Origin of the sequence: Psychrobacillus sp. MER TA 171 (assembly GCF_023713305.1) — a bacterium.
GTDB lineage: Bacteria > Bacillota > Bacilli > Bacillales_A > Planococcaceae > Psychrobacillus.
The window spans coordinates 45,499-66,981 of the sequence record NZ_JAMAWN010000020.1; the positions used below are offsets into that span (position 1 = coordinate 45,499).

General features: G+C 37.5%; 23 protein-coding genes and 2 riboswitches. Of the genes, 13 read left to right on the forward strand and 10 right to left on the reverse strand.

Annotated elements, in window-relative coordinates:
• Nucleotides 1–44 precede the first annotated feature (44 nt).
• The 3 genes from M3627_RS15845 (at nt 45) to M3627_RS15855 (ending at nt 3,643) form a co-directional block, all read left to right on the forward strand.
• Nucleotides 45–1,382 carry an MFS transporter gene (locus tag M3627_RS15845; RefSeq protein ID WP_251556503.1) on the forward strand — a complete coding sequence of 446 codons (1,338 nt, stop codon included), beginning with the start codon at nt 45–47 and terminating at the stop codon, nt 1,380–1,382.
• A gap of 74 nt (nt 1,383–1,456) precedes the next feature.
• Nucleotides 1,457–2,440 carry an ornithine cyclodeaminase family protein gene (locus tag M3627_RS15850; RefSeq protein ID WP_251556504.1) on the forward strand — a complete coding sequence of 328 codons (984 nt, stop codon included), beginning with the start codon at nt 1,457–1,459 and terminating at the stop codon, nt 2,438–2,440.
• Between the two features lie 225 nt (nt 2,441–2,665).
• Nucleotides 2,666–3,643 (forward strand): ring-cleaving dioxygenase, encoded by a 978-nt coding sequence (locus M3627_RS15855; RefSeq protein WP_251556505.1) that lies wholly within the window; start codon nt 2,666–2,668, stop codon nt 3,641–3,643.
• Nucleotides 3,644–3,678: 35 nt separating this feature from the next.
• Here the strand turns inward: M3627_RS15855 and M3627_RS15860 are convergent, their stop codons facing one another.
• Entirely contained in the window at nt 3,679–4,191 is a 513-nt protein-coding gene (locus M3627_RS15860; RefSeq protein WP_251556506.1) for a QueT transporter family protein, read from the reverse strand.
• Between the two features lie 6 nt (nt 4,192–4,197).
• A riboswitch (PreQ1 riboswitch) is annotated at nt 4,198–4,242 on the reverse strand.
• Nucleotides 4,243–4,379: 137 nt separating this feature from the next.
• Nucleotides 4,380–5,189, reverse strand: coding sequence for a polysaccharide deacetylase family protein (locus M3627_RS15865; RefSeq protein ID WP_251556507.1), 810 nt, complete (start codon nt 5,187–5,189; stop codon nt 4,380–4,382).
• Nucleotides 5,190–5,301: 112 nt separating this feature from the next.
• On the opposite strand from M3627_RS15865, the gene M3627_RS15870 reads away from it, so the two are divergent.
• Nucleotides 5,302–5,928, forward strand: coding sequence for an NUDIX hydrolase (locus tag M3627_RS15870; RefSeq protein WP_251556508.1), 627 nt, complete (start codon nt 5,302–5,304; stop codon nt 5,926–5,928).
• Between the two features lie 281 nt (nt 5,929–6,209).
• On the opposite strand, the gene M3627_RS15875 is transcribed toward M3627_RS15870, so the two are convergent.
• The 4 genes from M3627_RS15875 to M3627_RS15890 form a co-directional block, all read right to left on the reverse strand.
• The gene (locus M3627_RS15875; RefSeq protein ID WP_251556509.1) at nt 6,210–7,565 is read right to left on the reverse strand and encodes a tripartite tricarboxylate transporter permease; all 1,356 of its coding nucleotides are present in this window, start codon (nt 7,563–7,565) and stop codon (nt 6,210–6,212) included.
• On the reverse strand, nt 7,562–8,008 hold the full coding sequence (locus M3627_RS15880) for a hypothetical protein (protein ID WP_251556510.1): 447 nt from the start codon (nt 8,006–8,008) through the stop codon (nt 7,562–7,564). The genes M3627_RS15875 and M3627_RS15880 overlap by 4 nt, the downstream gene beginning before the upstream one ends.
• Nucleotide 8,009: 1 nt before the next feature.
• Nucleotides 8,010–9,275 carry a hydroxymethylglutaryl-CoA reductase, degradative gene (locus M3627_RS15885; RefSeq protein ID WP_251556511.1) on the reverse strand — a complete coding sequence of 422 codons (1,266 nt, stop codon included), beginning with the start codon at nt 9,273–9,275 and terminating at the stop codon, nt 8,010–8,012.
• 115 nt (nt 9,276–9,390) lie between these two features.
• Nucleotides 9,391–9,942 carry a helix-turn-helix domain-containing protein gene (locus M3627_RS15890; protein ID WP_251556512.1) on the reverse strand — a complete coding sequence of 184 codons (552 nt, stop codon included), beginning with the start codon at nt 9,940–9,942 and terminating at the stop codon, nt 9,391–9,393.
• A 281-nt stretch (nt 9,943–10,223) separates the two neighbouring features.
• Here M3627_RS15890 and M3627_RS15895 point away from each other — a divergent pair, with 281 nt between their 5' ends.
• Nucleotides 10,224–10,391 (forward strand): hypothetical protein, encoded by a 168-nt coding sequence (locus M3627_RS15895; protein ID WP_251556514.1) that lies wholly within the window; start codon nt 10,224–10,226, stop codon nt 10,389–10,391.
• Between the two features lie 180 nt (nt 10,392–10,571).
• Here the strand turns inward: M3627_RS15895 and M3627_RS15900 are convergent, their stop codons facing one another.
• The 3 genes from M3627_RS15900 to ypfJ form a co-directional block, all read right to left on the reverse strand.
• Nucleotides 10,572–11,129 carry a LysM peptidoglycan-binding and 3D domain-containing protein gene (locus tag M3627_RS15900; protein WP_251556516.1) on the reverse strand — a complete coding sequence of 186 codons (558 nt, stop codon included), beginning with the start codon at nt 11,127–11,129 and terminating at the stop codon, nt 10,572–10,574.
• 180 nt (nt 11,130–11,309) lie between these two features.
• Entirely contained in the window at nt 11,310–12,158 is an 849-nt protein-coding gene (gene dapF / locus M3627_RS15905) for a diaminopimelate epimerase (protein WP_251556518.1), read from the reverse strand.
• Nucleotides 12,159–12,314: 156 nt separating this feature from the next.
• Complete coding sequence (gene ypfJ / locus M3627_RS15910) at nt 12,315–13,166, reverse strand: KPN_02809 family neutral zinc metallopeptidase (RefSeq protein WP_251556520.1); 852 nt, start codon at nt 13,164–13,166, stop codon at nt 12,315–12,317.
• 111 nt (nt 13,167–13,277) lie between these two features.
• Between ypfJ and M3627_RS15915 the strand changes: the two genes are divergently transcribed.
• Genes M3627_RS15915 through M3627_RS15925 form a run of 3 tightly spaced genes read left to right on the forward strand, consistent with a single transcriptional unit; the run spans nt 13,278 to nt 16,336 of the window.
• Nucleotides 13,278–14,312: a S66 family peptidase gene (locus M3627_RS15915; protein ID WP_251556522.1), complete on the forward strand. Its 1,035-nt coding sequence runs from the start codon at nt 13,278–13,280 to the stop codon at nt 14,310–14,312.
• Between the two features lie 3 nt (nt 14,313–14,315).
• Nucleotides 14,316–15,407: an NAD(P)/FAD-dependent oxidoreductase gene (locus tag M3627_RS15920; protein ID WP_169360709.1), complete on the forward strand. Its 1,092-nt coding sequence runs from the start codon at nt 14,316–14,318 to the stop codon at nt 15,405–15,407.
• A gap of 20 nt (nt 15,408–15,427) precedes the next feature.
• Nucleotides 15,428–16,336: a methyl-accepting chemotaxis protein gene (locus M3627_RS15925; protein WP_169360710.1), complete on the forward strand. Its 909-nt coding sequence runs from the start codon at nt 15,428–15,430 to the stop codon at nt 16,334–16,336.
• On the opposite strand, the gene M3627_RS15930 is transcribed toward M3627_RS15925, so the two are convergent.
• Nucleotides 16,329–16,991: an HAD family hydrolase gene (locus M3627_RS15930; RefSeq protein ID WP_169360711.1), complete on the reverse strand. Its 663-nt coding sequence runs from the start codon at nt 16,989–16,991 to the stop codon at nt 16,329–16,331. The two genes, M3627_RS15925 and M3627_RS15930, sit on opposite strands and share 8 nt — an antisense overlap.
• 74 nt (nt 16,992–17,065) lie before the next feature.
• Here M3627_RS15930 and M3627_RS15935 point away from each other — a divergent pair, with 74 nt between their 5' ends.
• The 5 genes from M3627_RS15935 (at nt 17,066) to M3627_RS15955 (ending at nt 21,463) form a co-directional block, all read left to right on the forward strand.
• Nucleotides 17,066–17,356 carry a hypothetical protein gene (locus M3627_RS15935; RefSeq protein WP_251556523.1) on the forward strand — a complete coding sequence of 97 codons (291 nt, stop codon included), beginning with the start codon at nt 17,066–17,068 and terminating at the stop codon, nt 17,354–17,356.
• Nucleotides 17,357–17,532: 176 nt separating this feature from the next.
• Nucleotides 17,533–17,634: riboswitch (purine riboswitch) on the forward strand.
• A 129-nt stretch (nt 17,635–17,763) separates the two neighbouring features.
• Nucleotides 17,764–18,354 carry a xanthine phosphoribosyltransferase gene (locus M3627_RS15940; RefSeq protein WP_169360714.1) on the forward strand — a complete coding sequence of 197 codons (591 nt, stop codon included), beginning with the start codon at nt 17,764–17,766 and terminating at the stop codon, nt 18,352–18,354.
• Nucleotides 18,347–19,630, forward strand: a complete 1,284-nt coding sequence (locus M3627_RS15945; protein WP_251556524.1) for a nucleobase:cation symporter-2 family protein — start codon at nt 18,347–18,349, stop codon at nt 19,628–19,630. Before M3627_RS15940 ends, M3627_RS15945 begins: the two co-directional genes overlap by 8 nt.
• Before the next feature lie 74 nt (nt 19,631–19,704).
• Nucleotides 19,705–20,022, forward strand: a complete 318-nt coding sequence (locus M3627_RS15950) for a YbjQ family protein (protein ID WP_169360716.1) — start codon at nt 19,705–19,707, stop codon at nt 20,020–20,022.
• A gap of 151 nt (nt 20,023–20,173) precedes the next feature.
• On the forward strand, nt 20,174–21,463 hold the full coding sequence (locus M3627_RS15955) for an MDR family MFS transporter (protein ID WP_251556525.1): 1,290 nt from the start codon (nt 20,174–20,176) through the stop codon (nt 21,461–21,463).
• Nucleotides 21,464–21,483 lie beyond the last annotated feature (20 nt).

The window sequence follows — 21,483 nt, forward strand, 5'->3', positions numbered from 1 at the left end:
GAGAAATTAAAGTGGTACTTCAATTTTGAAAGGGGAGAGGGAAGATGGACCAAAAACAGACGAGGAAGGTCTGGATTGCTAGCTTAGTAGGGAGCTCTATTGAATGGTTTGATTACTTTTTATATGGAACAGTTGCTGCACTTGTTTTTAATCAAATATTCTTTGTGACAGAGGAGCCAACAGTAGGGTTACTGCTTTCATATGCATCCTTCGCATTAGCATTTTTTATCCGACCATTCGGTGGAATCATATTTAGTCATATCGGTGACAGGATTGGGAGAAAGAAAACATTAGTTATAACATTAAGTCTAATGGGGGTTGCTACTTTTGGTATGGGGCTACTGCCTACTTATCAAGCGATTGGAGTATGGGCTCCTATTCTATTAATTACGCTGCGCTTAATCCAAGGACTGGGTATCGGCGGAGAGTGGGGAGGAGCTCTATTACTGGCAGTTGAATATGCACCAAAGGAAAAACGAGGTTTGTACGGAGCGATCCCACAAATGGGTGTAACAATTGGGATGGTAATGGGGACAGTTGCTTTATCTATTATGACTCTATTACCTGAAGGTTCTTTTATGACATGGGGCTGGCGTGTTCCATTTATCATGAGTGCCTTGCTTGTTATTTTTGGCTTGTGGATTCGTAAAGGAATTGAAGAAACACCTTCCTTTAAAAGGGTACAAGAGTCAGGTGAGATTCCAAAGCTCCCTATCGCGGATACGTTAAAGTATCATTGGAAAGAAGTTATCATTGCAGTAGGGGCTAAGGTAGTTGAAACGGCACCTTTCTATATTTTTGGTACTTTTGTTGTTTCTTACGCTACTGCTGAGCTAGGATTCTCACGTACTGCTGTATTAAATACAGTGATGGTAGCAACAATAGTGACGACTATTCTTATACCTATAATGGGAAGTCTGTCAGATAAAATTGGACGTAAAAAGGTTTACGTGGCTGGAACCGTTGGGATGATTTTGTTCGCCTTCCCTTACTTTTGGATGCTTCAGCAACAATCGCTTGCGTTACTTGTAATTGCAACCATTATTGGGCTGGGAATCATTTGGGCACCGATCACGGCCGTGCTAGGAACGATGTTTTCAGAGATTTTTGACGCTAAGGTTCGCTATACAGGAATCACGCTAGGCTACCAAATTGGAGCGGCCTTAGCAGGTGGAACAGCACCATTAATAGCTACGAGTCTAATGCTACAATTTGATGGATCCTATGTTCCAGTTGCATTCTATATTATCTTCACAGCGGTCATTTCTTTATTGGCAATCTGGGCTGTTAAAGATAGAAGCCAACAAAACCTGGATGAGGTGACTGCAGTTAAAAAAGATGAGTCATTAGCAAAGGCAGAAAAAGAACTTAGTAAAGTATAAAGATGTAAACATAAAGTTCGTCTTACGCTACTTAAGGCAAGACGAGCTTTTATTTTTAGGGAGGGTTTTAAATAATGCTAGTAGTTAATGAACAGGAGATTATGTGTACATATAAGATGAAAGATGCAATAGAGGATGTCAAAGGGATATTAAAAGCAAAGGCAGCAGGGAAATTAGCGAGTCCACATAGAACAGTAATTGAATTTCCAAAGCATGAAGCATCTGCATTGTATATGCCAAGTGCTGATTTAATAGGGGAGGTTACAGCTGTAAAGGTAGTGACCATTTTCCCGAACAATCCGTCACAAGGAAAGCCAACTACACAAGGCGTCGTTTTACTATCGGATGCAAAAAACGGAGAGCATTTGGCCATGTTAAATGCCTCCTATTTAACAAGGCTAAGAACTGGAGCACTTAGTGGTGTTGCTACGGATTATCTAGCAAAAAGGGATTCGAAGGTGTTAACCATAATCGGAACAGGAGCAATGGCATTTGAGCAGGTGCTTGCGGTGCTAGCTGTACGAGATATCGAACGAATTTTGCTAGTTAATAGAACTTCCTCAAAAGCAGAGCAATTTGGACGAAAACTAGTAGAGTTTGGGATTACTATTCCTTATGAGGTGTTTAAGGACGTTTCAGCCGCAGTGCGTGAGTCAGATATTATCTGCTGTGCAACGAGATCTAACGAGCCTGTTTTTAATGGGAAGGACTTAAAGGCGGGGACTCATATCAATGGAGTTGGCTCTTATTTACCCCACATGCTTGAAATGGATGTAGCGACGATAACCAAGTCTTCTAAAATTGTAGTAGACGATTTGGCTGGAGTTAAAGGTGAGGCAGGTGAACTCATGCATGCTTCTGAAATTGGCGAATGGTCCTTCGATAAAATCCATGGAGAAATTGGAGAACTTGTTACTGGAGCAGTGGATGGTCGACAGCATGAAGAGGAAATCACTTTATTCAAATCTGTCGGAGCAGCGTACTATGATTTAGCAGTTGCAAAGGGTGTTTTTGTAAAGGCAAGGGAACAGAGAATTGGTACAGAAATAGATGTATAAAAAAGGGGCCGAGTAGCAAACTAGCTGTTCGGCCTTTTCAATTGTGTAGGAAACTACAAAATTCTGAAACTTGGTAGACATATGCATTTTCGCTTTTCCCCATTAGCCTGTCGAGGCAGGGATAGGCGCCTATGCTTTTCTGATTGACTTCTATTTTTTTACATGATAAAATTATCTCGAATTAAAGATATTTAAATTAGAGATAAAACAGGAGGTTTACCATATATGAATCATTTAAAGGGATTACACCATGTAACGGCAATTACGAGCAGTGCAGAAGAAAACTATCGATTTTTCACATACGTATTAGGAATGCGATTAGTAAAGAAAACGGTGAATCAAGACGATATTCAAACATATCATTTGTTTTTTGCAGATGATGTTGGTGGAGCAGGGACAGATATGACATTTTTTGATTTTCCGGGAATTCCAAAAGGTACACATGGAACGGATGAAATATTCAAAACGTCCTTTCGCGTTCCAACGGATGATTCCCTCCATTACTGGGTTAAACGATTTGATCGCTTGAACGTTAAACACAGTGGTATACAGGAGCAGTTCGGAGTGAAGGTTCTCTCTTTTGTTGACTTTGACGACCAGCAATATCAATTAATTTCTGATGAGTATAATACAGGAGTGGAATCAGGAACACCTTGGCAAAAAGGGCCTATCCCTTTAGAGCATGCCATCACTGGACTAGGACCGATCCACATTCGAATTGCACAGTTTGACTATATGAAAGAAGTTTTAGAAAAGGTATTACTGTTTAAAGAGATTGCGAAAGACGGAGATTTTCACTTGTTTGAGGTTGGAGAAGGTGGAAACGGAGCGCAGGTGATTGTAGAAAAGAATGTTGTTCTTCCAGCTGGTCGTCAAGGCTTCGGAACAGTGCATCATGCGGCATTCCGCGTAGAAGACAGAGCGGTTTTAGATGAGTGGACAGAGCGCATCGAAAGCTTTGGATTCAATACATCTGGATTCGTAGATCGCTTCTTCTTCCAATCCCTATATGCGAGAGTGGCGAATGGAATATTATTTGAGTTTGCGACTGACGGTCCTGGATTCATGGGTGACGAGCCTTATGAAACTTTAGGAGAAAAGCTTTCCTTGCCACCATTTTTAGAGTCGAAACGTGCTCAAATCGAAGGCTTAGTGAGACCTATAGATACAGTAAGAAGCACGATTGAGTTTGTAAAGGAATAAAGTAAGAGCCCTCCATAACGGAGGGCTCTACTTTTTTATATGAGTTCCTTAAATTTTAAACGTTTATTTAAGGCAAGCATTAATGGTATGCCTACTGCCATTACTACAAATTCACCTAAAGCAACTGTATACCACGTGTAATAAAAAGGATTAGCAATATCGAATGCAAAATATAGTTCTATATCAAACGCAAGATGCAGTTCAATCGCGATGATAAACATAGTAAATGTAAATAATACAGTGTTTAAAATCATATGCCAAATCTTATTCTTAACAAATTTCCCTATCAGTATACTAATAGATAGAGTGAGGATGGAATGTCCGACACCAAAAGTTAAATCGTAGAGTCCTAATGGAGAGAAAAGGTTTGTAATAAATACACCAATTACAATTCCAAAGAAAAACTTTTTGTTGAATATTATGAGGTGATTAAACATCTCGGATATCCGAAACTGAAAAGCACCAAATGCGATAGGAGCCACTAGCATAGAGACAGCTACATATAAAGCTGCAATGATTCCACTTGTAGCAATTGTTTTTATGTTCATATTCATTTCTCCTTAGTTTTTTACCGTGGGAGGTTCTCGAACCACGTTAATTTATCGAACAATCCATAATAATAGGCTAATAGAGGTAGGATGTCAAGAAGTTCCAACATAAAGGTAGTTTAAAGATTAGCATGGGAAATAGAAAAAACCATGAATAGGCTGTGGCCACTCATGGTTTAAGTTGTCTTTTATAATGATTTGTCACGAAGGAAATTTTGAACTATATGCTTTTCTTCTTCATATGTTTTAAGTGTGTAGCCTTCTTCTTGGAGCCATTCAATAATAAGAGGGAGTGCCTTAGTAGTTTGGCTTCTATCATGAAGGAGTATAATAATATCTTTGTCACCCGATTTGTACGCTTTCTCTGTTTCCAACTGAACGTTTTTAACAATTTCTTTATACTGCTTATCAGTGTATCTCCAGTCGTTAGAGTCCACATCCCAATCCCAAAGCTTATAGTTTTGTTTAATAAGTTTATCCTGCATGGCTGTTGTTACATGTGGCTTGCTTCCGTAAGGTACACGAATCAGCCTTGGATTGTGCCCCGTCATCTGCTCGATCAGGCTAACCCCGCTATTAATTTCTTGTATAAAGGCTTCTGCGTTTTTGTAAACCTTAGTCTTGTCATGCGTCATGCTATGAGTCCCAATATAATGCCCATTTTTTGCTACAGCTTTCACAATGGATTCATGTTCCTTCATATGCTTTCCTAAAAAAAAGAATGTGCCACTAACTTCGTATTGCTTAAGAGTTTGAAGGTTAATAGTTGTAAACTTATTTGGCCCATCATCAAAGGTTAAGTAAACGTTAGCTTTCTTTGGTGAAGGTGGGACGGGAGGACGGCTATCTTCTATTTTCTTATTTAATAATCTGTTAATATGTTTTTCGACAACTGTATGATCCACAGATGAATTGCTTTCAGTGGCGAGACTAACCGATGGAAATGGTAGAATAAAAACTAGTAATGTCAGACTGAAGGATAATAGAAGCTTTATCATATTGGAATCACCTATTTTCTTTCTACGAGTTTTATATGACTGCAATATTTAAATATATTCAACTCAAACACCATATAGAATAAAAAATGATTATTTTAAAAGGGGTCTTCACATGGAATTGCTGAAAACGTTCGACCATAGAGGAAATGTTACGGGAGTGGCTACTCGTGAGGAAATACATAGGTTAGGACTTTGGCATGAAACCTTTCATTGCTGGATTGTCTGTAGAGAAGAAGGAGTGGATTACATCTATCTCCAGCTAAGGAGTGATAAGAAAAAAGATTACCCAAGCTTATTGGATATTACGGCAGCTGGTCATCTGTTATCAATAGAATCAGTAGAAGACGGGGTAAGAGAGGTAGAAGAGGAACTAGGGATCGAAGTAGCTTTTAGGGAGCTGGAGTCCTTAGGGGTAATAGGCTACACGATTATCTCAGAGGAGTTAATCGATAAGGAGTTTGCTCATAACTTTGTTTATAAAGCTACTCCCACATGGGATGCATTTACATTACAAACAGAAGAGGTAGCTGGAATTGTTAGAACTGAGTTTTCGTCTTTTATGGGGCTATGGAGGGGTAACGTAGAATCTATTAAGATAGAAGGAATATTGATCGACGAGCAAGGAGTAAGGTGTAGTATAGAAAAAAATGTAGGTAAGGAGAGCTTTGTGCCTCATCCATTAGATTATTTTGAAAAAGTTCTAGAGAGAATAGAGGAAAAGCTAAGGGTTACTGAATGAATTATAAAGAAGGACGGGACATAACTCTCCTCCAAATAAAATATAGTTGTTTTCCGTTACGACGGACGCTTTCTGCAAGGCATGGGACTTCAATTTCCTCGTCACTTTGCTCCTGCTTAGGCTTTTGCGCTAGCGTGTTCGACCTGGAGTCGAAAGAATAGGAACGTAGAGAGTCTTACAAGAAAACAGCTGGCGTATAAAGAAGAAAAAACGTGAAATCAATTTTTCTGATTTCACGTTGTTTTAATTTATTTACTAGTATTGTCTATCCTTTTAGAAACTTAAAAACCAAATAGTTGCAGAATAATCCAGCTTGATGCGTAAAATACCATAAACTGAACACCAGCTCCGATACCTAAAATACGATTTAAAAGGCCACCTACTGTAGCAACTGTAAGTGTCAACACTATCCCAACAAGCTGAGCTTCATGGTAAGCTAATAAACATGCTAGCCCTATAAACATTGCAATAATTGCTTCTTGACTAACGTATTTTAAGACTAGGACTGATGCTTTACGAGCATAGTTCATCGAAAATGGATATGCAATTAAAGAAGCAACTGTAATTCCAATTAAACCAAAAATAAAGAAATCCCACGACGTTAAATAGGTGTGTAGATTATTTATTGGTTCTACTGTAAAAACGGGTGGAGCATTAAACAAAGGAGAAGCTGGTCCCAGAGCAACTGGGCTTAACGGAATTCCAAAGGCTATAAGTGGAATAATTGCTTCTGCAATATAAGTAGATTCTGTTACCCCATTCATAACCGTTAAGCTAGTAGTAGATTTTTTATAAGCTCCTTTTGTTCTAGACCCTACGATTTCTCCCATGAGAGAAGTCATCCCAACTGGACTAAATACAAACGTAAGAGACGATATAAATGTAGTTATCGAAGTAAAGATTGTCTGTCTTCCAGTTAGAATTTTAAATGGATTAGGAAAATACCCTTTCCAAGATTTTGTTTCTGGAGCTAAATGATACTCGTTCGCTTTGTTTCTTAAAACACTTTTCCTTGCACTAGAAGAAGCAGCGATTAATATATCAGATAACATGGGACCTATTGCAATTCCAAGAAAGAAAGTGATTGATAAATGTTTGTCTAAAATTGAAAAGCTTAATGTATCTAGACTTTTTATAAAAAATGCAAACGGAATAATTAATAGAACACTGGCCCATCTTCCTTTTGAGAAGTAAGCAATTAAAAATGCAGCTAATGTAAAAATAAGACCTGAAGATGATTTGAAAAAATCTGCGAATTGCCCTAAAAACTGTCCAAGTAAAACTGCAGTAGGTAATGCAATAAACGCTCCAATGATTCCGCCTGAAATCATTTTTCTTAAAGCTATATGAGGCATGCCCATTCGTCTCAATGTATTGGCATGATCAATTAAAGGGACTGCTGTAGTATCACCCGGAATACCCATTAATGCTGTAGGAACAGCGTGTGTTAAATGTTTTGCTAAAACTGCTGCCATGAAAAAGGCAAATACACCTTCAGGCGGGGCTCCTAAAAGAATGACCAGTAAGGTAAGGGGGACCATAATAGCTGTTTCATCAGTCCCTGAAATGAGCCCGATTAAAGAAAAGACAATTGCTCCAAGTAAAGCAAACAACAGGGCAACTAAATAAATACTCATTTATTAGCCCCCTTTTGAGGAAGGTTAAAATTTGAAAGTACTCCTAAGTCTTCAAGCTCTTTTCTTGTAATAGGATCATTTTCTATTAAACTAATTTCTTCTTCATAATCAAGCTGCAAGTCTTCATAAATTTCAGCCATATTTTCTGAAGAAATCTCATCTTCGACAAGAATTCTCTTTGGTTTAAACGCTATAGAATTAACGATTAATATGGTAACAGTTCCAGCAATACCTAGTAAAAGAGAATAAGAGTTAACCATTTGTGCTTCTGCAATTTTAGGAAAAATAAACTGGCCTAATTTATACCCGCCTATACTAACAAAAACGCTAAGTAAAATAGAGAAAATAAGTTGTTTTCCAGAAATGGTGTCCCCCAATATTTCTACAAAGCTTTCATTTTTAGCTTTGTCTACTAAACTATGTTTATTCAACTTTTCCTCCATTCTAGCCCTCCTGAACTTCTTTAGTTAATTGCAAGATTCTGTCATAGCGTAAATCTTTTTCATGTATAGCTTTTTGAACAATTAAATCTATATTTTCCTTTTTCGCACCTGCCATTACAGCAAGGTTCTTTGCATGAAGGCGCATATGACCAGACTGAATGCCTTCTGCAGCTAAAGCTCTTAGACTAGCCGCATTTTCTGCTAAACCAACTGATGCAATGATTCCAGCTAACTCTACAGCTGATGTAATATTCATTATTTTGAGTGAAGCCTTTGCTACAGGATGTGTCTTAGTAGCACCTCCAATTATTCCAACAGCCATTGGAAGCTCGATAGAACCTACTAGATTTCCATCTTCATTTATCTCCCATGTGGTTAAAGAACGATATCTCCCAGTTCTTGAAGCATAAGCATGTGCTCCAGCCTCTACAGCTCTTGTATCATTTCCTGTTGCTAGTACTACGGATGTAATCCCATTCATCACTCCTTTGTTATGGGTAGCCGCCCTATATGGGTCAGCATCAGCAAACTCGTAAGCGCTTACAATATTCTTTACAACTTCAGGCCCCCCTAGTGCTTGAGCAGAGAATACACCTCTAGATCTAATTAATCGTTTGTCTGCAAGATTAGTTATGATTCTTAGTACAACCCTTCCACCTGTTATCTTTTCAATAAGGGGGGAAACTCCTTCAGCCATTGTATTAACAGCATTAGCTCCCATTGCATCCTTTGTATCTACCAGTAGGTGAACGACTAACATTGTTTCTCTGACAGTATTTATTAAGTGGACTTCTAAATCTTTAGCCCCGCCACCTAGTTTTACTAACGTAGGATCTTTTAAATTACAATTTGCTAGTATTTCATCCTTATTCTCAAATATTCTTGCCTTAGCTCCATGTGGATCAGATACCTCCAACACTTGAATTTGCCCTCTCATGATTGTTCCTGTGGAAGAAGTATAAAATCCACCTAAATCGTAAGCAGCTCGGGCAGCATTGCTAGCTGCTGCAATGACTGAGGGCTCCTCTGTGGCCATAGGTATAAATACATCATTTCCGTTTACCTTAAAATTAGCAGCAACCCCAATTGGTATACTAAATTGTCCAATGACATTTTCGACCATAGAATCTGCAAGTGACATTGGAAATATTGTTTCTCCTGTTAGGATATTTTTCTCTTCAGCAGTTAATTCTTTATCTTGAGTTACAATATTTACTCTGTCTTCAAGACTAAGCTGATAAAAACCTTTAATTCTAGAACTAGACATATAAACTCCCCTTTCAACAAATAAACTGTGATTCAACAAAGTTGAATAACATTATACTCAATGTATAATATTATATATTGTTTGTAAAGTTAATATGCTATTTATTTAGAATTTTTTAATTATTATCTATATAGATTGTTAAAACAGTGGTATGTTGTTTGCTATTGGATAAAAAAATATGAGGTTTTTTACCAGAAAAGTATGCAGAATCTCCAATATTCATTTCATATTTTTTCCCGTCGTAAGAAAGAATAATGGATCCTGTCAGTATAAGAATAAACTCATCATTTTCATGTATATATGGATCTACAGTTTCAGCGCCAGGTAAAACACTAACTATAGTAGGAGTGATTAAACTCATATTCTTTTTATTTGCTAATAATTCATATTCGTATCCAATTTCGTTTTTCTCTTCAATTGCTTCACGATTATCCTTTCGAACAATGGAGAGTTCTCCATGTTCTTCTTGTTCTATAAACCAAGACGTTGGGCTATCAAGAGCCTTAGCAATTTTTGAAAGAGTTACTAGAGTAGGGGTAGTCAAGCCATTTTCAATCTTTGAAATATGACTTTTTGTAATTCCGGCAAGATCTGCTAATACTTGCTGAGTTAGTTTCCTTTTAGAACGAACGCTTTTAATTTTTTTTCCTATATCTTTACTATTCATTTATTGTGACTCCTTATCTATGTATTTATAAAAATCAAGTAGTATATACTCTCCTAGTATAACCATATTAAGTCGATAAAAGAGATGTTACAAACAATTTCTAGTGTAGAATAATAAATTTAGAATTAGTATATTTAGGGAATTCAGTAATAAATAAATTTTATTGTTCACAATGGCAGAAGCAACCGAAAAAAGAATGTTACACTTAAACCCACGCGGTATATTAGTTTAAGAAAAAGTTATAAAGTAATAGAAATTTTTAACTGGCGAGGTGATATAAAATGAAAGGCTATCTTTATGGGATATATGCTTTAATAATAGCGATAGTCTCAATATTTACAGGTGAAATAGTGACATTTATTATGCTAGGATTTATTTTAATAAGCCTCCAAAATATTCATTCTACCTTAAAGAAAATACTAGAAGTTAATCAGAAGAAAATTGGATAAAGGGTGCGTTAGTCAAAAATAATATTAAAGTAAAATGAGCCAGGAGAAAATATCCTAGCTCATTTTTTATGTGTATTTAAAATCAACCTTTACCTTTAACATAGCCATAAAAAAAGACTACAAACACGTTCAAATCTCTTTGAGTGTCTGTAGTCAACGCTATTCAATGCTTTTTAAATCCTATTCCAATATTTTAACCGTTACATTTTTGCGTCCCCATTTGTAAGCCTCGTTCTTAGTAGGGAAGAATACATCAATTTTGTTGCCTTTAATTGCTCCTCCCGTATCGCCTGCGATTGCATAACCGTAGCCTTCTACGTGTACTTTTGTCCCAATTGGAATAATACTTGGGTCAACAGCTATTACTTTTACATCTGGATTTTTCTTTAGATTTATACCAGAGCTAGTGATACCAGAGCAGCCATTACAGTTTGCGGTAAATGCACTTGCTGAAACGGTAATTTCTTTTGTTACTTTGTCATTAGATCTAGATGGTGTTTTAGATTTTTCTTTTTTTGCTGGTGCAGCAACAGCTAGTTTTTGATTAGTCTTAATCTTATCTGTAGTTAATTTATTCCATGTTTTTAAGTTGTTAACGGAAACTTTGTACGTTTTAGAAATCGTATATAAAGTTTCTCCTTTTTTTACTGAGTGAGTCGTGGTTGCGGCAAAAGCAACATTTACTCCGCTGACCAATAGTACAATTGTTATGATAAGTGTTCCTAAGATTTTCTTCAAATACACTATCCCCCTGCTATTTAGTCTAAACATATAGTAGCAGTTAAATGTTACAGGTTGATTACAATGAATTTCCATTATCGTTACAATTGACAGTATTTTCTGTTAAATTTCTTGGTTAGATGAAACTTATTAGGTTATAAGTCTATTTTTTACTAATTTATATATAGTATGTTGTGGCTATAAGAGTTCTATAAGACCTGTAAAGACGGTAGTCGCAGGACCTGTCATATAAACTGTGTCCTCTGTATAGCGAATGATGAGCTCTCCACCAAGGAGCTTTACAATCACATCGGTATTCTTCTCGCAGTAACCATTTAATACGGAGGCAACCACTGCAGCACAAGCTCCGGTTCCACAAGCCAATGTTTCACCGCTTCCTCGTTCCCAAACACGCATTTTAAGTGAATTCCTATTTTCAATTTCAATGAATTCCGTATTTACACCGGCTGGAAACATAGGATGATGTTCGAATTTAGGCCCAATAGTGGGAAGATCTAATGAAAGGACGTCATTAGTAAATATTACTCCATGTGGATTACCCATAGATACTGGGGTAATAGCATAGGTCTCATTATCGATAGTAAGAGGGAACACAAACCCTTCAGATTGGTTACCGCGGAGATCCACAGGGATTTCAGCAGGGTCCAATATTGCTTGCCCCATATCCACAGTGGCAGAATGCATCACACCATTTTCTATATGCAATTCAATTATTTTAACACCGCTTAGTGTTTCTATTTTTAGAATCTCTTTTGGAACGATGTCATTATCGTATATATATTTAGCTACACAGCGAATGGCATTACCGCACATTTTTCCTTCACTGCCATCTATATTAAACATTCGCATTTTAGCATCAGCAACTTCAGAAGGACAGATTAAAACAATACCGTCTCCACCAATACCGAAATGACGGTCGGATACTTTCTTGCTTAACAATTCAGGATTTTCTATTTCATTCTCAAAGCAATTGATATAAATATAATCGTTTCCACAGCCATGCATTTTCGTAAAAGGTATCATCATTTTTATAACCTTCTTCCATTTGGCAATTTGTTTTATTATAGAATTAGGGAGAAAGGTGGTCAATAAATATTCTAAATAGTGTCAACATATTTTTATAATGCTTTTCTTTACAAATAAAAACCCAATGCATCATAGCTATTGGGCTTAGGTAGTTATTTATGGGTTTTTAATATTAAATGTGTCTCCGCCTTTAATAGTTCCGTTTTCAAAGCCTTTATAAAACCATTGCTTCCGTTGTTCCGACGTACCGTGAGTAAAGCTTTCCGGTACCACATAGCCTCGGGCTTTCTTTTGAATAGTGTCGTCTCCAACAGCACTTGCAGCTGTTAGTGCTTCCTCTAAGTCACCTTCCTCCAATAAGTCCATTCCTTGCGCATGCTTTGCCCAAACTCCAGAATAATAATCAGCTTGTAGCTCAAAGCGAACAGAATATTGATTGTATTCCTCTTCGCTTAACTGTTGTCTTAGGGAAGCTAACTCGTTGCTTTTTCCTAATAGGGTTTGTACATGATGACCAACCTCATGAGCTATGACGTATGCCATAGCAAAATCCCCTGGAGCCTCGAACTGTGTTTGGAGCTCCTTATAAAAACTCAAGTCTATGTAAAGCTTTTGATCTCCTGGACAGTAAAACGGTCCTACAGAAGCACCAGCTGTACCACATGCAGAATTTACACTATTTGTGTATAAAACAAGTGTTGGTTCCTCATATGTAAGTCCATTTTCTTGAAAAATTTTCGTCCACACCTTTTCTGTGTCTGCTAAAACGACTGAAACAAATTCGACGAGTTCTTGTTCCTCTGCCGTTTCCTCATAAGGGACAGAGCTAGTAGTTGCTTCATTTCCATTTAAACTTCCTAAGAGCTCCTCGGGATTTCCTCCGAGCAGCGTAACTAGAAGTATAATGATTAAACCAAAGCCGCCACCAATGCCAGCTATTGCTTTACCGCCACTCATACCGCGACGATCTTCTACGTTTGAACTACGTGTACGACCTTTATATTTCATGCTCCTCACCACCTATTTCATGTCTTCTATCTTCTTATACCCATTTAACAAAAAGAATAGGCATCCAAATGATGGGGTTTGAATTATAATAAAGGAAGGGGGGATAGGATCATGTTAACAAAACCTAAAATGCTTCAACGTGGAGATAAAGTCGCAACTATTAGTTTGTCGTGGGGCGGAGCAGGTGAGCCTGAATTAAGGTGGAGATATGAGCAAGGGGTGGAAAGATTAAAAAATGTATTTGGTTTAGAGATAGTAGCTATGCCAAATAGCTTAAAGGGAGCAGCTTATTTATATGAAAACCCTCAGGCTCGAGCTGAGGATTTGATGAATGCCTTTAAGGATCCTTCTATTAAGGGGATAGTATCCAATATTGGAGGTAGTGAGAGCATACGATTACTCCCTTACATAGACTTTGATGTAATCCGCGAGAATCCTAAAGTTTTTATAGGGTTTTCAGATGCTACTATTACGCATTTATTTTGCCATAAGGCTGGTATTTCTTCCTTTTATGGCCCAGCTATTCTAACTGACTTTGCAGAGAATGTGCAGATGCATGAGTATACCGTGGAGTCGATTAAAAAAACACTTTTCTCTAATGAAGTGATTGGTGAAATTAAACCGTCACCAGTCTGGACTAGTCAAAGATTAGAATGGGTTATTGAAAATAAGCACATCAGCCGAGAAATGAATGAAGATAATAAAGGATATGAATTGCTACAGGGAAAAGGCATTGCACAAGGAAGACTAATTGGTGGATGTATTGAAGTGTTGGAGTTTGCGAAAGGTACCTCACTTTGGCCAGATAAAGCATATTTTAAGGATTCCATATTGTTTTTCGAAACGTCAGAGGATCTTCCTATTCCAGCTAACATTGAATATTGGCTAAGAAATTACGGAACCCAAGGAATACTACAAGAGGTAAACGGTATTATTTTTGCAAAGCCTCAGCACGAAAAGTATTATGAAGAATACAAAGAATCCATTGCTACCATTTTACATGAGCTTGGATTAAATGAATTGCCAGTTTTATATAATTTAAACTTTGGTCATACAGAGCCTAAGTTTGTCATTCCATATGGGGCAATGGCAGAGATTAATTGTGAGGAAGTTAAGTTTTCGATTATAGATAGTGGAGTTGAGTGATAGATGTCTTCTTATGTAGTAGTAGGCGGTGGAATCTTAGGTGCTTCTACCGCTTTTCATCTCGCAAAGTTTGGTGTGAAAGTAACTTTGGTGGATCGCCAGGACAAGGGGCAAGCTTCCGCTGCAGCAGCGGGTATAATATGTCCCTGGATTTCCCAAAGGAGAAATAAGAAATGGTATGAGCTTGTAAAAAATGGTGCCAAATACTATAAGCAACTAGTAGCAGAGCTAGAGGAATTAGGGGAAAATGCTACCGGGTATAAGCAGGTAGGTGCGATTGCTTTACAGAATGATGAAAAGAAGCTGCGAAAGATGTTAGAGAGAGCGTTGGAAAAAAGAATGGATGCTCCAGAAATAGGAGAGCTAAAAATCCTTTCTCCCGAAGAAACGAAAGAAAAGTTTCCTATTATTTCAGGTGAATGGCATGCTCTTTTCGTAGAAGGGGGAGCAAGGGTAGATGGCAAGGCTATGAGAGATGCTCTAATCAATGGAGCTAAAAAGCTAGGCGCAGAGATAGTGTATGGAGAAGCTGTCTGGAAGAACAATGAATTATGGATCGACGGAGTACGGACAGATGCAGAGGCTGTTATATTAACGGCTGGTGCTTGGGGGAATGAGATTCCATCCACGTTAGGCTTAGATTTAAACGTGACCTTTCAGAAGGCTCAAATAATGCATTTTCAATTGGAGAATGATATGTCTACGGGGGAATGGCCAGTAGTCCTACCTCCAACTAATCAATATATGCTATCTTTTGAAAATGGGAAAGTGGTTGCCGGATCTACCTATGAAGAAAATACTGGGTATGATTCTCAAGTGACTGAGGAAGGGAAAAAAGAACTGCTTGATAATGCAATAAGTATTGCAAAAAGCCTAAAAGATGAGAAAATAAAGGAAGTAAGAGTAGGCTTTCGTCCGTATACTCCAGATTTTCTACCTGTGTTTGGTAAGCTGGAGGGACAGAACGGTTTTTATTTTGCGAACGGTCTTGGGGCATCTGGTTTAACGGCTGGGCCATTTGTTGGTTCAGAGCTAGCCAAGCTAGTGTTAGGAAGAGAAACGATACTAGATTTAGAAAAATATACACCCAATTAAAAGGGCGTGGGGGAAGAAAAATGAGTTACATACAAACAGAAGAAGTTAATGATATGACCGTGGTAGAGGCGCTAGAAAAAAACTTGGCGATTATTCGTTTTGATATGAACCGTCGTGTGGCGTATGTTAATGAAAATTTTGCAAAAGAACTTAACTATACTGTAAGTGAAGTAAAAGGCATGCATCACAGAGAATTCTGTTTTCCAGATTTTGTGAACAGCCCGGCATACGAAAAGCTTTGGAAGGATCTGTTTGCGGGTAAGTCATTTTTCGATAAGGTAGAAAGAAAAGATAAACATGGCAATAGTGTGTTTTTAGAAGCTTCTTATATGCCTATTTTTGGGGGGAACGGCAAGGTGCTTGGGGTTACCAAAGTCGCTACTAACGTAACGGGACGTCATCAAATTCTAATGGGTGTTACAGAAGAATTAAATCATATGTCTGAAGAATTGAGTAATCGTGCCGAAGTGGGGATTAAAAGAAGCGAAGACCTTCTAGAAAGAATAGATGAAATTGCTGCTGGTTCTAGAGAAAATACAAATACATTAGAAAGCCTTCAAAAACAGGCAGATTCAGTTAAAGGGATTGTTCAAACTATCAGAGAGATTGCAGCACAAACGAACTTACTAGCATTAAATGCTGCTATTGAGGCAGCACGAGCTGGAGAGCACGGCCGTGGATTCAACGTTGTCGCTCAAGAAGTGCGTAAGCTGGCTGGTAGAGTCGAGGCTTCAATCGTAGAAGTAAGAGAGAATATTGAAGGAATAGCTAAACAAGTTGATAAGGTAACTGCGAGCAATAGTCACTCGCAGACGGTTATCGAAAAAAGCCAAGAGGAAATAAGAACTGCACTAGAAGAGTTTAAGGATATTTCAACTGCTTCTGAAAAACTGGAGCATCAGACTAAAGAATTTAGCAAGCTTATCTAATTTTGTTTAGAAGAAACGGAATTTCATCCAAATTGTCTATCGTGTAGTCGGCATTAGCGTCAGGCCAATACATGTCTCTTTTCCATATCGTATGAAGTCCAACATTTTTGGCGGCAGTTATGTCATTTATAGGATGATCGCCTATATAGACAGCTTCTTCAGCGTTAACATTAAGCTGTCTAAGAGCCTTTTCAAAGATCCGAGGGTCTGGTTTTTTCATGTCCTCCCACTCTGAGATTAATATAGTTTTAAAATAGGGTCTGATTCCTAAAGAAACAATGTTGTCCATTTGAAACTGTCCTTTTCCGTTGCTGATCATTCCAAGCGACAGGGACAGTTTTTTTAATTGAGCCAGCATGGATAATAGATTTGAAAATGGTACACAATACGAATGGAAGTTGGTTATGTAATGATTTAATAATTCCATTTCTGTTATATCCTTTATGTTAAATTCTTGTATTAGGGTTTTATAAACAAAATCCTTCCACTTATAGCCTCGATCATCTAACTCTATAAAACGACTACAGAATTTTTCCTTTGGAATATGACCTAAATGAGTGTGGAGCATATTATATTGCCAGCTAATAAATTTCTTTAAAGATTCCTCTCTGTTTAACAAAGTCCCATCTAAATCAAAAAGCACCGCTCTTATCAACCGACATCACTCCTTATGGTTTAATGATTATATAAAAACATGTTACACTATTAAGTGTTATAGGAGGTGCCGTTTTGAGTGAATATACTATCATTTATATCGAAGTTAAGAGAGAAATCGATTTCTATTTTCAGATGCAGCATATAGAGTCTAGCTTTACTCTGCAGATGGACGGAATGGCAATTGTCTCGGCTCAGCATCAATTTAAATTTCAACATGTTCATGATATATCCTATAAGCCCTTTTCGTATGGAGCAGGAATACTATATCTGCATACCAATCAAGGTGTCTTTTCCTACAATATTAAAGAAAATCCTGCTTATTTTATAGAGGCCTTCAAAACATTAAAATCATCTTATAAATAATCCCCAACCCAAAACACATGAGCTTATCATGTGTTTTTTTTATAGCTAAGATATAGACAATTCTTGTATTACAGGTTTATTGCAGGTGCCTGGCACCTGTAATATGAACAGAATTTTAAGAATGATTGAACTTTTTCACTCATTATTGTAAAAGAATTTTACCGTGCTATAATGAGAACAATCAAATTTCGTATACTCGTATAATAGCAGGGATATGGCCTGCAAGTTTCTACCGACTTACCGTAAAGAAGTCGACTATGAGTGGCATGGTTAAATGATTGGGACACTTTGTGTACCATTTATTTTATTATTCGATTTATAACTCGAATGCCATTGCTCCACTCTTAGGGTGGGGCTTTGTCATTCGAGTTTTTTTGTATCCAAATATGAGGAAAGAAGGAATCCAAGTGAAGTTATTAAAGGATAAAATTGTAGAAGTAGGCAAGGTTTTATCAAAGGACGTTTTAAAGGTGGATGCTTTTTTAAATCATCAAATTGATCCTGTTGTGATTAAGGCTATTGGTGAAGAAATAGCCAATCGTTATAAGGAAGCGGGAATAACAAAAATCTTGACGATTGAGTCTTCTGGGATTGCACCTTCTATGTTTGCGGGCCTTGAACTTGGGGTTCCTGTTGTATTTGCGAGGAAAAGCAAATCTGTAACTCTGTCTGAAAACTTATTGACGTCACAGGTACATTCCTTTACAAAAAATATTACTAGCGATATTTCTGTCTCAAAAGATTTCCTGCAAGAAGGAGAAACTGTATTAATCATCGATGACTTCCTAGCAAATGGACAAGCTGTCCTTGGATTACTTGAAATTATCGAGCAAGCAGGAGCTACTACTGCTGGTGTAGGTATTGTTATTGAAAAAGGTTTCCAGCCTGGTGGGAAATTGATTCGCGAAAAAGGTATTCGCGTAGAATCACTAGCCATTATTCAATCCTTGGAAGATGGCAAAGTAGAATTTTTAGAAGGTGCACCTACATATGAATAATATATTTAAAAACACCACACTTGGCTTACAGCACGTATTAGCAATGTATGCAGGAGCAGTTATTGTACCTCTTATAGTAGGAGGGGCTCTTGGGCTCAGCTCAGAGGAGTTAACCTATTTAGTTGCAATCGATATTTTAATGTCCGGAGTTGCAACTATTTTACAGGTAATGAGCAATAGATTTTTTGGGATTGGTTTACCAGTAGTTTTAGGATGTACATTTACAGCAGTGGGACCAATGATTGCAATCGGTGGGGATTATGGAATATCTGCTATTTACGGAGCAATTATTGTTTCTGGTATTATTGTTATTTTGATCAGTGGTTTTTTTGGTAAGTTAGTTCGATTTTTCCCACCAGTAGTAACCGGCTCAGTTGTTACTATTATTGGAATTACTCTAATTCCTGTTGCTATTAATAACATGGGTGGAGGACAAGGTGCAGAAGATTTCGGTTCTATTCAAAACGTATTATTGTCATTTGGTACGCTAATTTTTATTGTTTTATTATACAGATTTTCCACAGGGTTCGTTAAAGCTATTTCTATATTAATAGGTATTATTGGCGGAACGATCGCTGCTTATTTTATGGGTATTTTAGATTTTACCGCTGTGAAAGAAGCAGACGTTTTTCATATGATTCAGCCTTTGTATTTTGGGATGCCTACATTTGAATGGTCTCCTATTCTTACGATGACTCTAGTAGCTATCGTTTCGTTAGTAGAATCTACAGGGGTATATTTTGCACTTGGGGATATGCTTGGAAAAAAAATAGAGAAGAAAGATTTAACAAAAGGTTACCGAGCTGAAGGAATTGCAGTGGTATTAGGTGGATTCTTTAACTCATTCCCATATACTACATTTTCACAAAATGTAGGACTCATGCAGATTTCTGGAGTTAAAACACGCAAGGTTATTTATATTGCGGGAGGTATGCTAATATTTCTAGGGTTTATACCAAAGATATCTTCACTTACTACAATCATTCCAGAGGCTGTACTAGGCGGGGCGATGATTGCAATGTTTGGGATGATAATCTCACAAGGAATTAAAATGCTAAGCACCATTATTTCCGATTCAGATTCACCTGATAACGCTATGATCATTGCGTGTTCGATTGGTATAGGTCTAGGTGTAACGGTTGTTCCTGACTTATTCATATCCTTACCAGAGAGTGTCCGAATCTTAACAAGTAATGGTATTGTAGCGGGAAGCTTCACGGCAATCATATTGAATATATTGTTCAATATGCTACCTACTAGAAAGAAAAAACAGTAGATTCAGAATAATAAATGCTTATAAACTGATAGTGTTGTATGATAAAGGTAACTACAATTATTGGAGGAATGTTTATGTTAGTAACTACAACGCCTACCATTGAGGGAAAGACAATTGAAACATATCACGGCATCGTGTCTGGAGAAGCTATTATGGGAGCAAATGTTGTACGAGATCTTTTTGCCTCAGTAACAGATATAGTAGGAGGAAGAAGCTCTGCTTATGAAAATAAGCTATCTCAAGGCCGAGAAATAGCTATAGAGGATATGAAGACTCTTGCTAGTAAGCTTGGAGCTAATGCTGTAATTGGTGTAGATTTAGACTTTGAAACAATCCGTGAGGGCATGATGATGTGTGTAGCTACAGGTACTGCAGTTACATATAGGGACTGATTAGTTAAAGTCAAAAGTCGTAAACCCAGCCTAGGGTTTACGACTTTTTTTGAGAGTTCTTTTTTTATACTATAGTACTATTTAAATAACTATTACGTAAGTCGAAATAATATATGGATTTGCAAGAATAATACTAGGTGAGGTCAACATCATGAGAATTAGAGATTGGAATCGTAGTTTACAGGTTCGTTTGTTTGGTGAATTTTTTAGTAATTTAAGCTTTTGGATGGTCTTTCCGTTTTTAGCTATCTATTTTGCAGATGAATTCGGGGCTAGTATGGCAGGGGTATTGCTGGTCTTATCCCAAGTGTTTTCTGTTGGAGCTAATTTAATCGGGGGTTATTGTGCGGATCGATTCGGTAGAAGGACGATGTTATTTTTCTCTGCAACCGCAGAAGGTTTTGCTTTTATTTTATTTGCCTTTGCTAATTCTCCTTGGTATGATTCACCAATGCTTAGCTTTGTCGCATTTACGATAGCGGGTATGTGCGGATCATTTTATCACCCTGCAAGTCAGGCAATTGTTGCTGATGTTGTGCCAGAAAAGGATAGAAGTACGGTGTTTTCTGTATTTTATACATCTATTAATATTTCGGTTGTCATTGGACCTATAGTGGGAGCTGTTTTATTCTTTAATCATCGTTTCTTATTGCTTCTAATATCAGGCGTTATCTTCTGTTTAGTAGGATTAGCACTACGTTTCCTAACAGAGGAAACATTAACAGATGAGGTAAAGCAGCAATTAAAAGAAAGTGGTGGAAACGGTTGGGTTCAAGTAGTTATTAATCAAATAAAAGCATATGGACTAATTGTTAAGGACAAAGTATTTTTCCTATTTATCATTGCGGGAATCTTGCTAGCCCAAACATATATGCAGTTGGATATGCTAATTCCTGTCTATATGAAGGAAGCAATTGATGTTCAAGTTCTTGGTAACCTATTTGGTCGTGAATGGGCGGTAACTGGAGCAGGCTCCTTCGGTATACTTTTATCTGAAAACGGCTTATTAGTAGTTATTTTCACCGTGTTTGTCACTCGTTGGATGACGAAGTATCCGGAGCACAAAGTATTCTTCTTGTCGTCGCTCTTATATGCGATTGCCATGCTCATCTTCCCTATGACGGCTAACTTCTGGGTATTCGTGTTTGCTATGGCTGTATTTACTTTAGGAGAACTAGCAACAGTAGGATTGCAGGAAAGCTTTGTATCTAAGCTAGCACCAGAGGATATGCGTGGACAGTACTTTGCGGCCGCTAGCTTAAGATATACTATAGGGAGAACGATAGCACCGCTTGTTCTGCCGCTTGTCACATGGGTTGGCTTCACGTGGACGTTTGTTCTACTTGCTGTTTTGGCATTACTCAGCGGATTTATCTATCTACTAACGTTTAAGGAATACTACAAAAGACAAAATAGTCTAGCGAAAAGTAGCGAATTATAACAACAGCCCCGACGTATCAT

Coding starts and splice junctions, on each gene's coding strand:
- M3627_RS15880 (WP_251556510.1), bottom strand. CDS start 8,008: ATGGAGGAAAAGTTGAATAAACATAGTTTAGTAGACAAAGCTAAAAAT.
- M3627_RS15875 (WP_251556509.1), bottom strand. CDS start 7,565: ATGAGTATTTATTTAGTTGCCCTGTTGTTTGCTTTACTTGGAGCAATT.
- M3627_RS15890 (WP_251556512.1), bottom strand. CDS start 9,942: ATGAATAGTAAAGATATAGGAAAAAAAATTAAAAGCGTTCGTTCTAAA.
- M3627_RS15855 (WP_251556505.1), top strand. CDS start 2,666: ATGAATCATTTAAAGGGATTACACCATGTAACGGCAATTACGAGCAGT.
- M3627_RS15955 (WP_251556525.1), top strand. CDS start 20,174: ATGAGAATTAGAGATTGGAATCGTAGTTTACAGGTTCGTTTGTTTGGT.
- M3627_RS15845 (WP_251556503.1), top strand. CDS start 45: ATGGACCAAAAACAGACGAGGAAGGTCTGGATTGCTAGCTTAGTAGGG.
- M3627_RS15915 (WP_251556522.1), top strand. CDS start 13,278: ATGTTAACAAAACCTAAAATGCTTCAACGTGGAGATAAAGTCGCAACT.
- M3627_RS15950 (WP_169360716.1), top strand. CDS start 19,705: ATGTTAGTAACTACAACGCCTACCATTGAGGGAAAGACAATTGAAACA.
- ypfJ (WP_251556520.1), bottom strand. CDS start 13,166: ATGAAATATAAAGGTCGTACACGTAGTTCAAACGTAGAAGATCGTCGC.
- M3627_RS15850 (WP_251556504.1), top strand. CDS start 1,457: ATGCTAGTAGTTAATGAACAGGAGATTATGTGTACATATAAGATGAAA.
- M3627_RS15895 (WP_251556514.1), top strand. CDS start 10,224: ATGAAAGGCTATCTTTATGGGATATATGCTTTAATAATAGCGATAGTC.
- M3627_RS15885 (WP_251556511.1), bottom strand. CDS start 9,275: ATGTCTAGTTCTAGAATTAAAGGTTTTTATCAGCTTAGTCTTGAAGAC.
- M3627_RS15865 (WP_251556507.1), bottom strand. CDS start 5,189: ATGATAAAGCTTCTATTATCCTTCAGTCTGACATTACTAGTTTTTATT.
- dapF (WP_251556518.1), bottom strand. CDS start 12,158: ATGATGATACCTTTTACGAAAATGCATGGCTGTGGAAACGATTATATT.
- M3627_RS15925 (WP_169360710.1), top strand. CDS start 15,428: ATGAGTTACATACAAACAGAAGAAGTTAATGATATGACCGTGGTAGAG.
- M3627_RS15870 (WP_251556508.1), top strand. CDS start 5,302: ATGGAATTGCTGAAAACGTTCGACCATAGAGGAAATGTTACGGGAGTG.
- M3627_RS15945 (WP_251556524.1), top strand. CDS start 18,347: ATGAATAATATATTTAAAAACACCACACTTGGCTTACAGCACGTATTA.
- M3627_RS15860 (WP_251556506.1), bottom strand. CDS start 4,191: ATGAACATAAAAACAATTGCTACAAGTGGAATCATTGCAGCTTTATAT.
- M3627_RS15920 (WP_169360709.1), top strand. CDS start 14,316: ATGTCTTCTTATGTAGTAGTAGGCGGTGGAATCTTAGGTGCTTCTACC.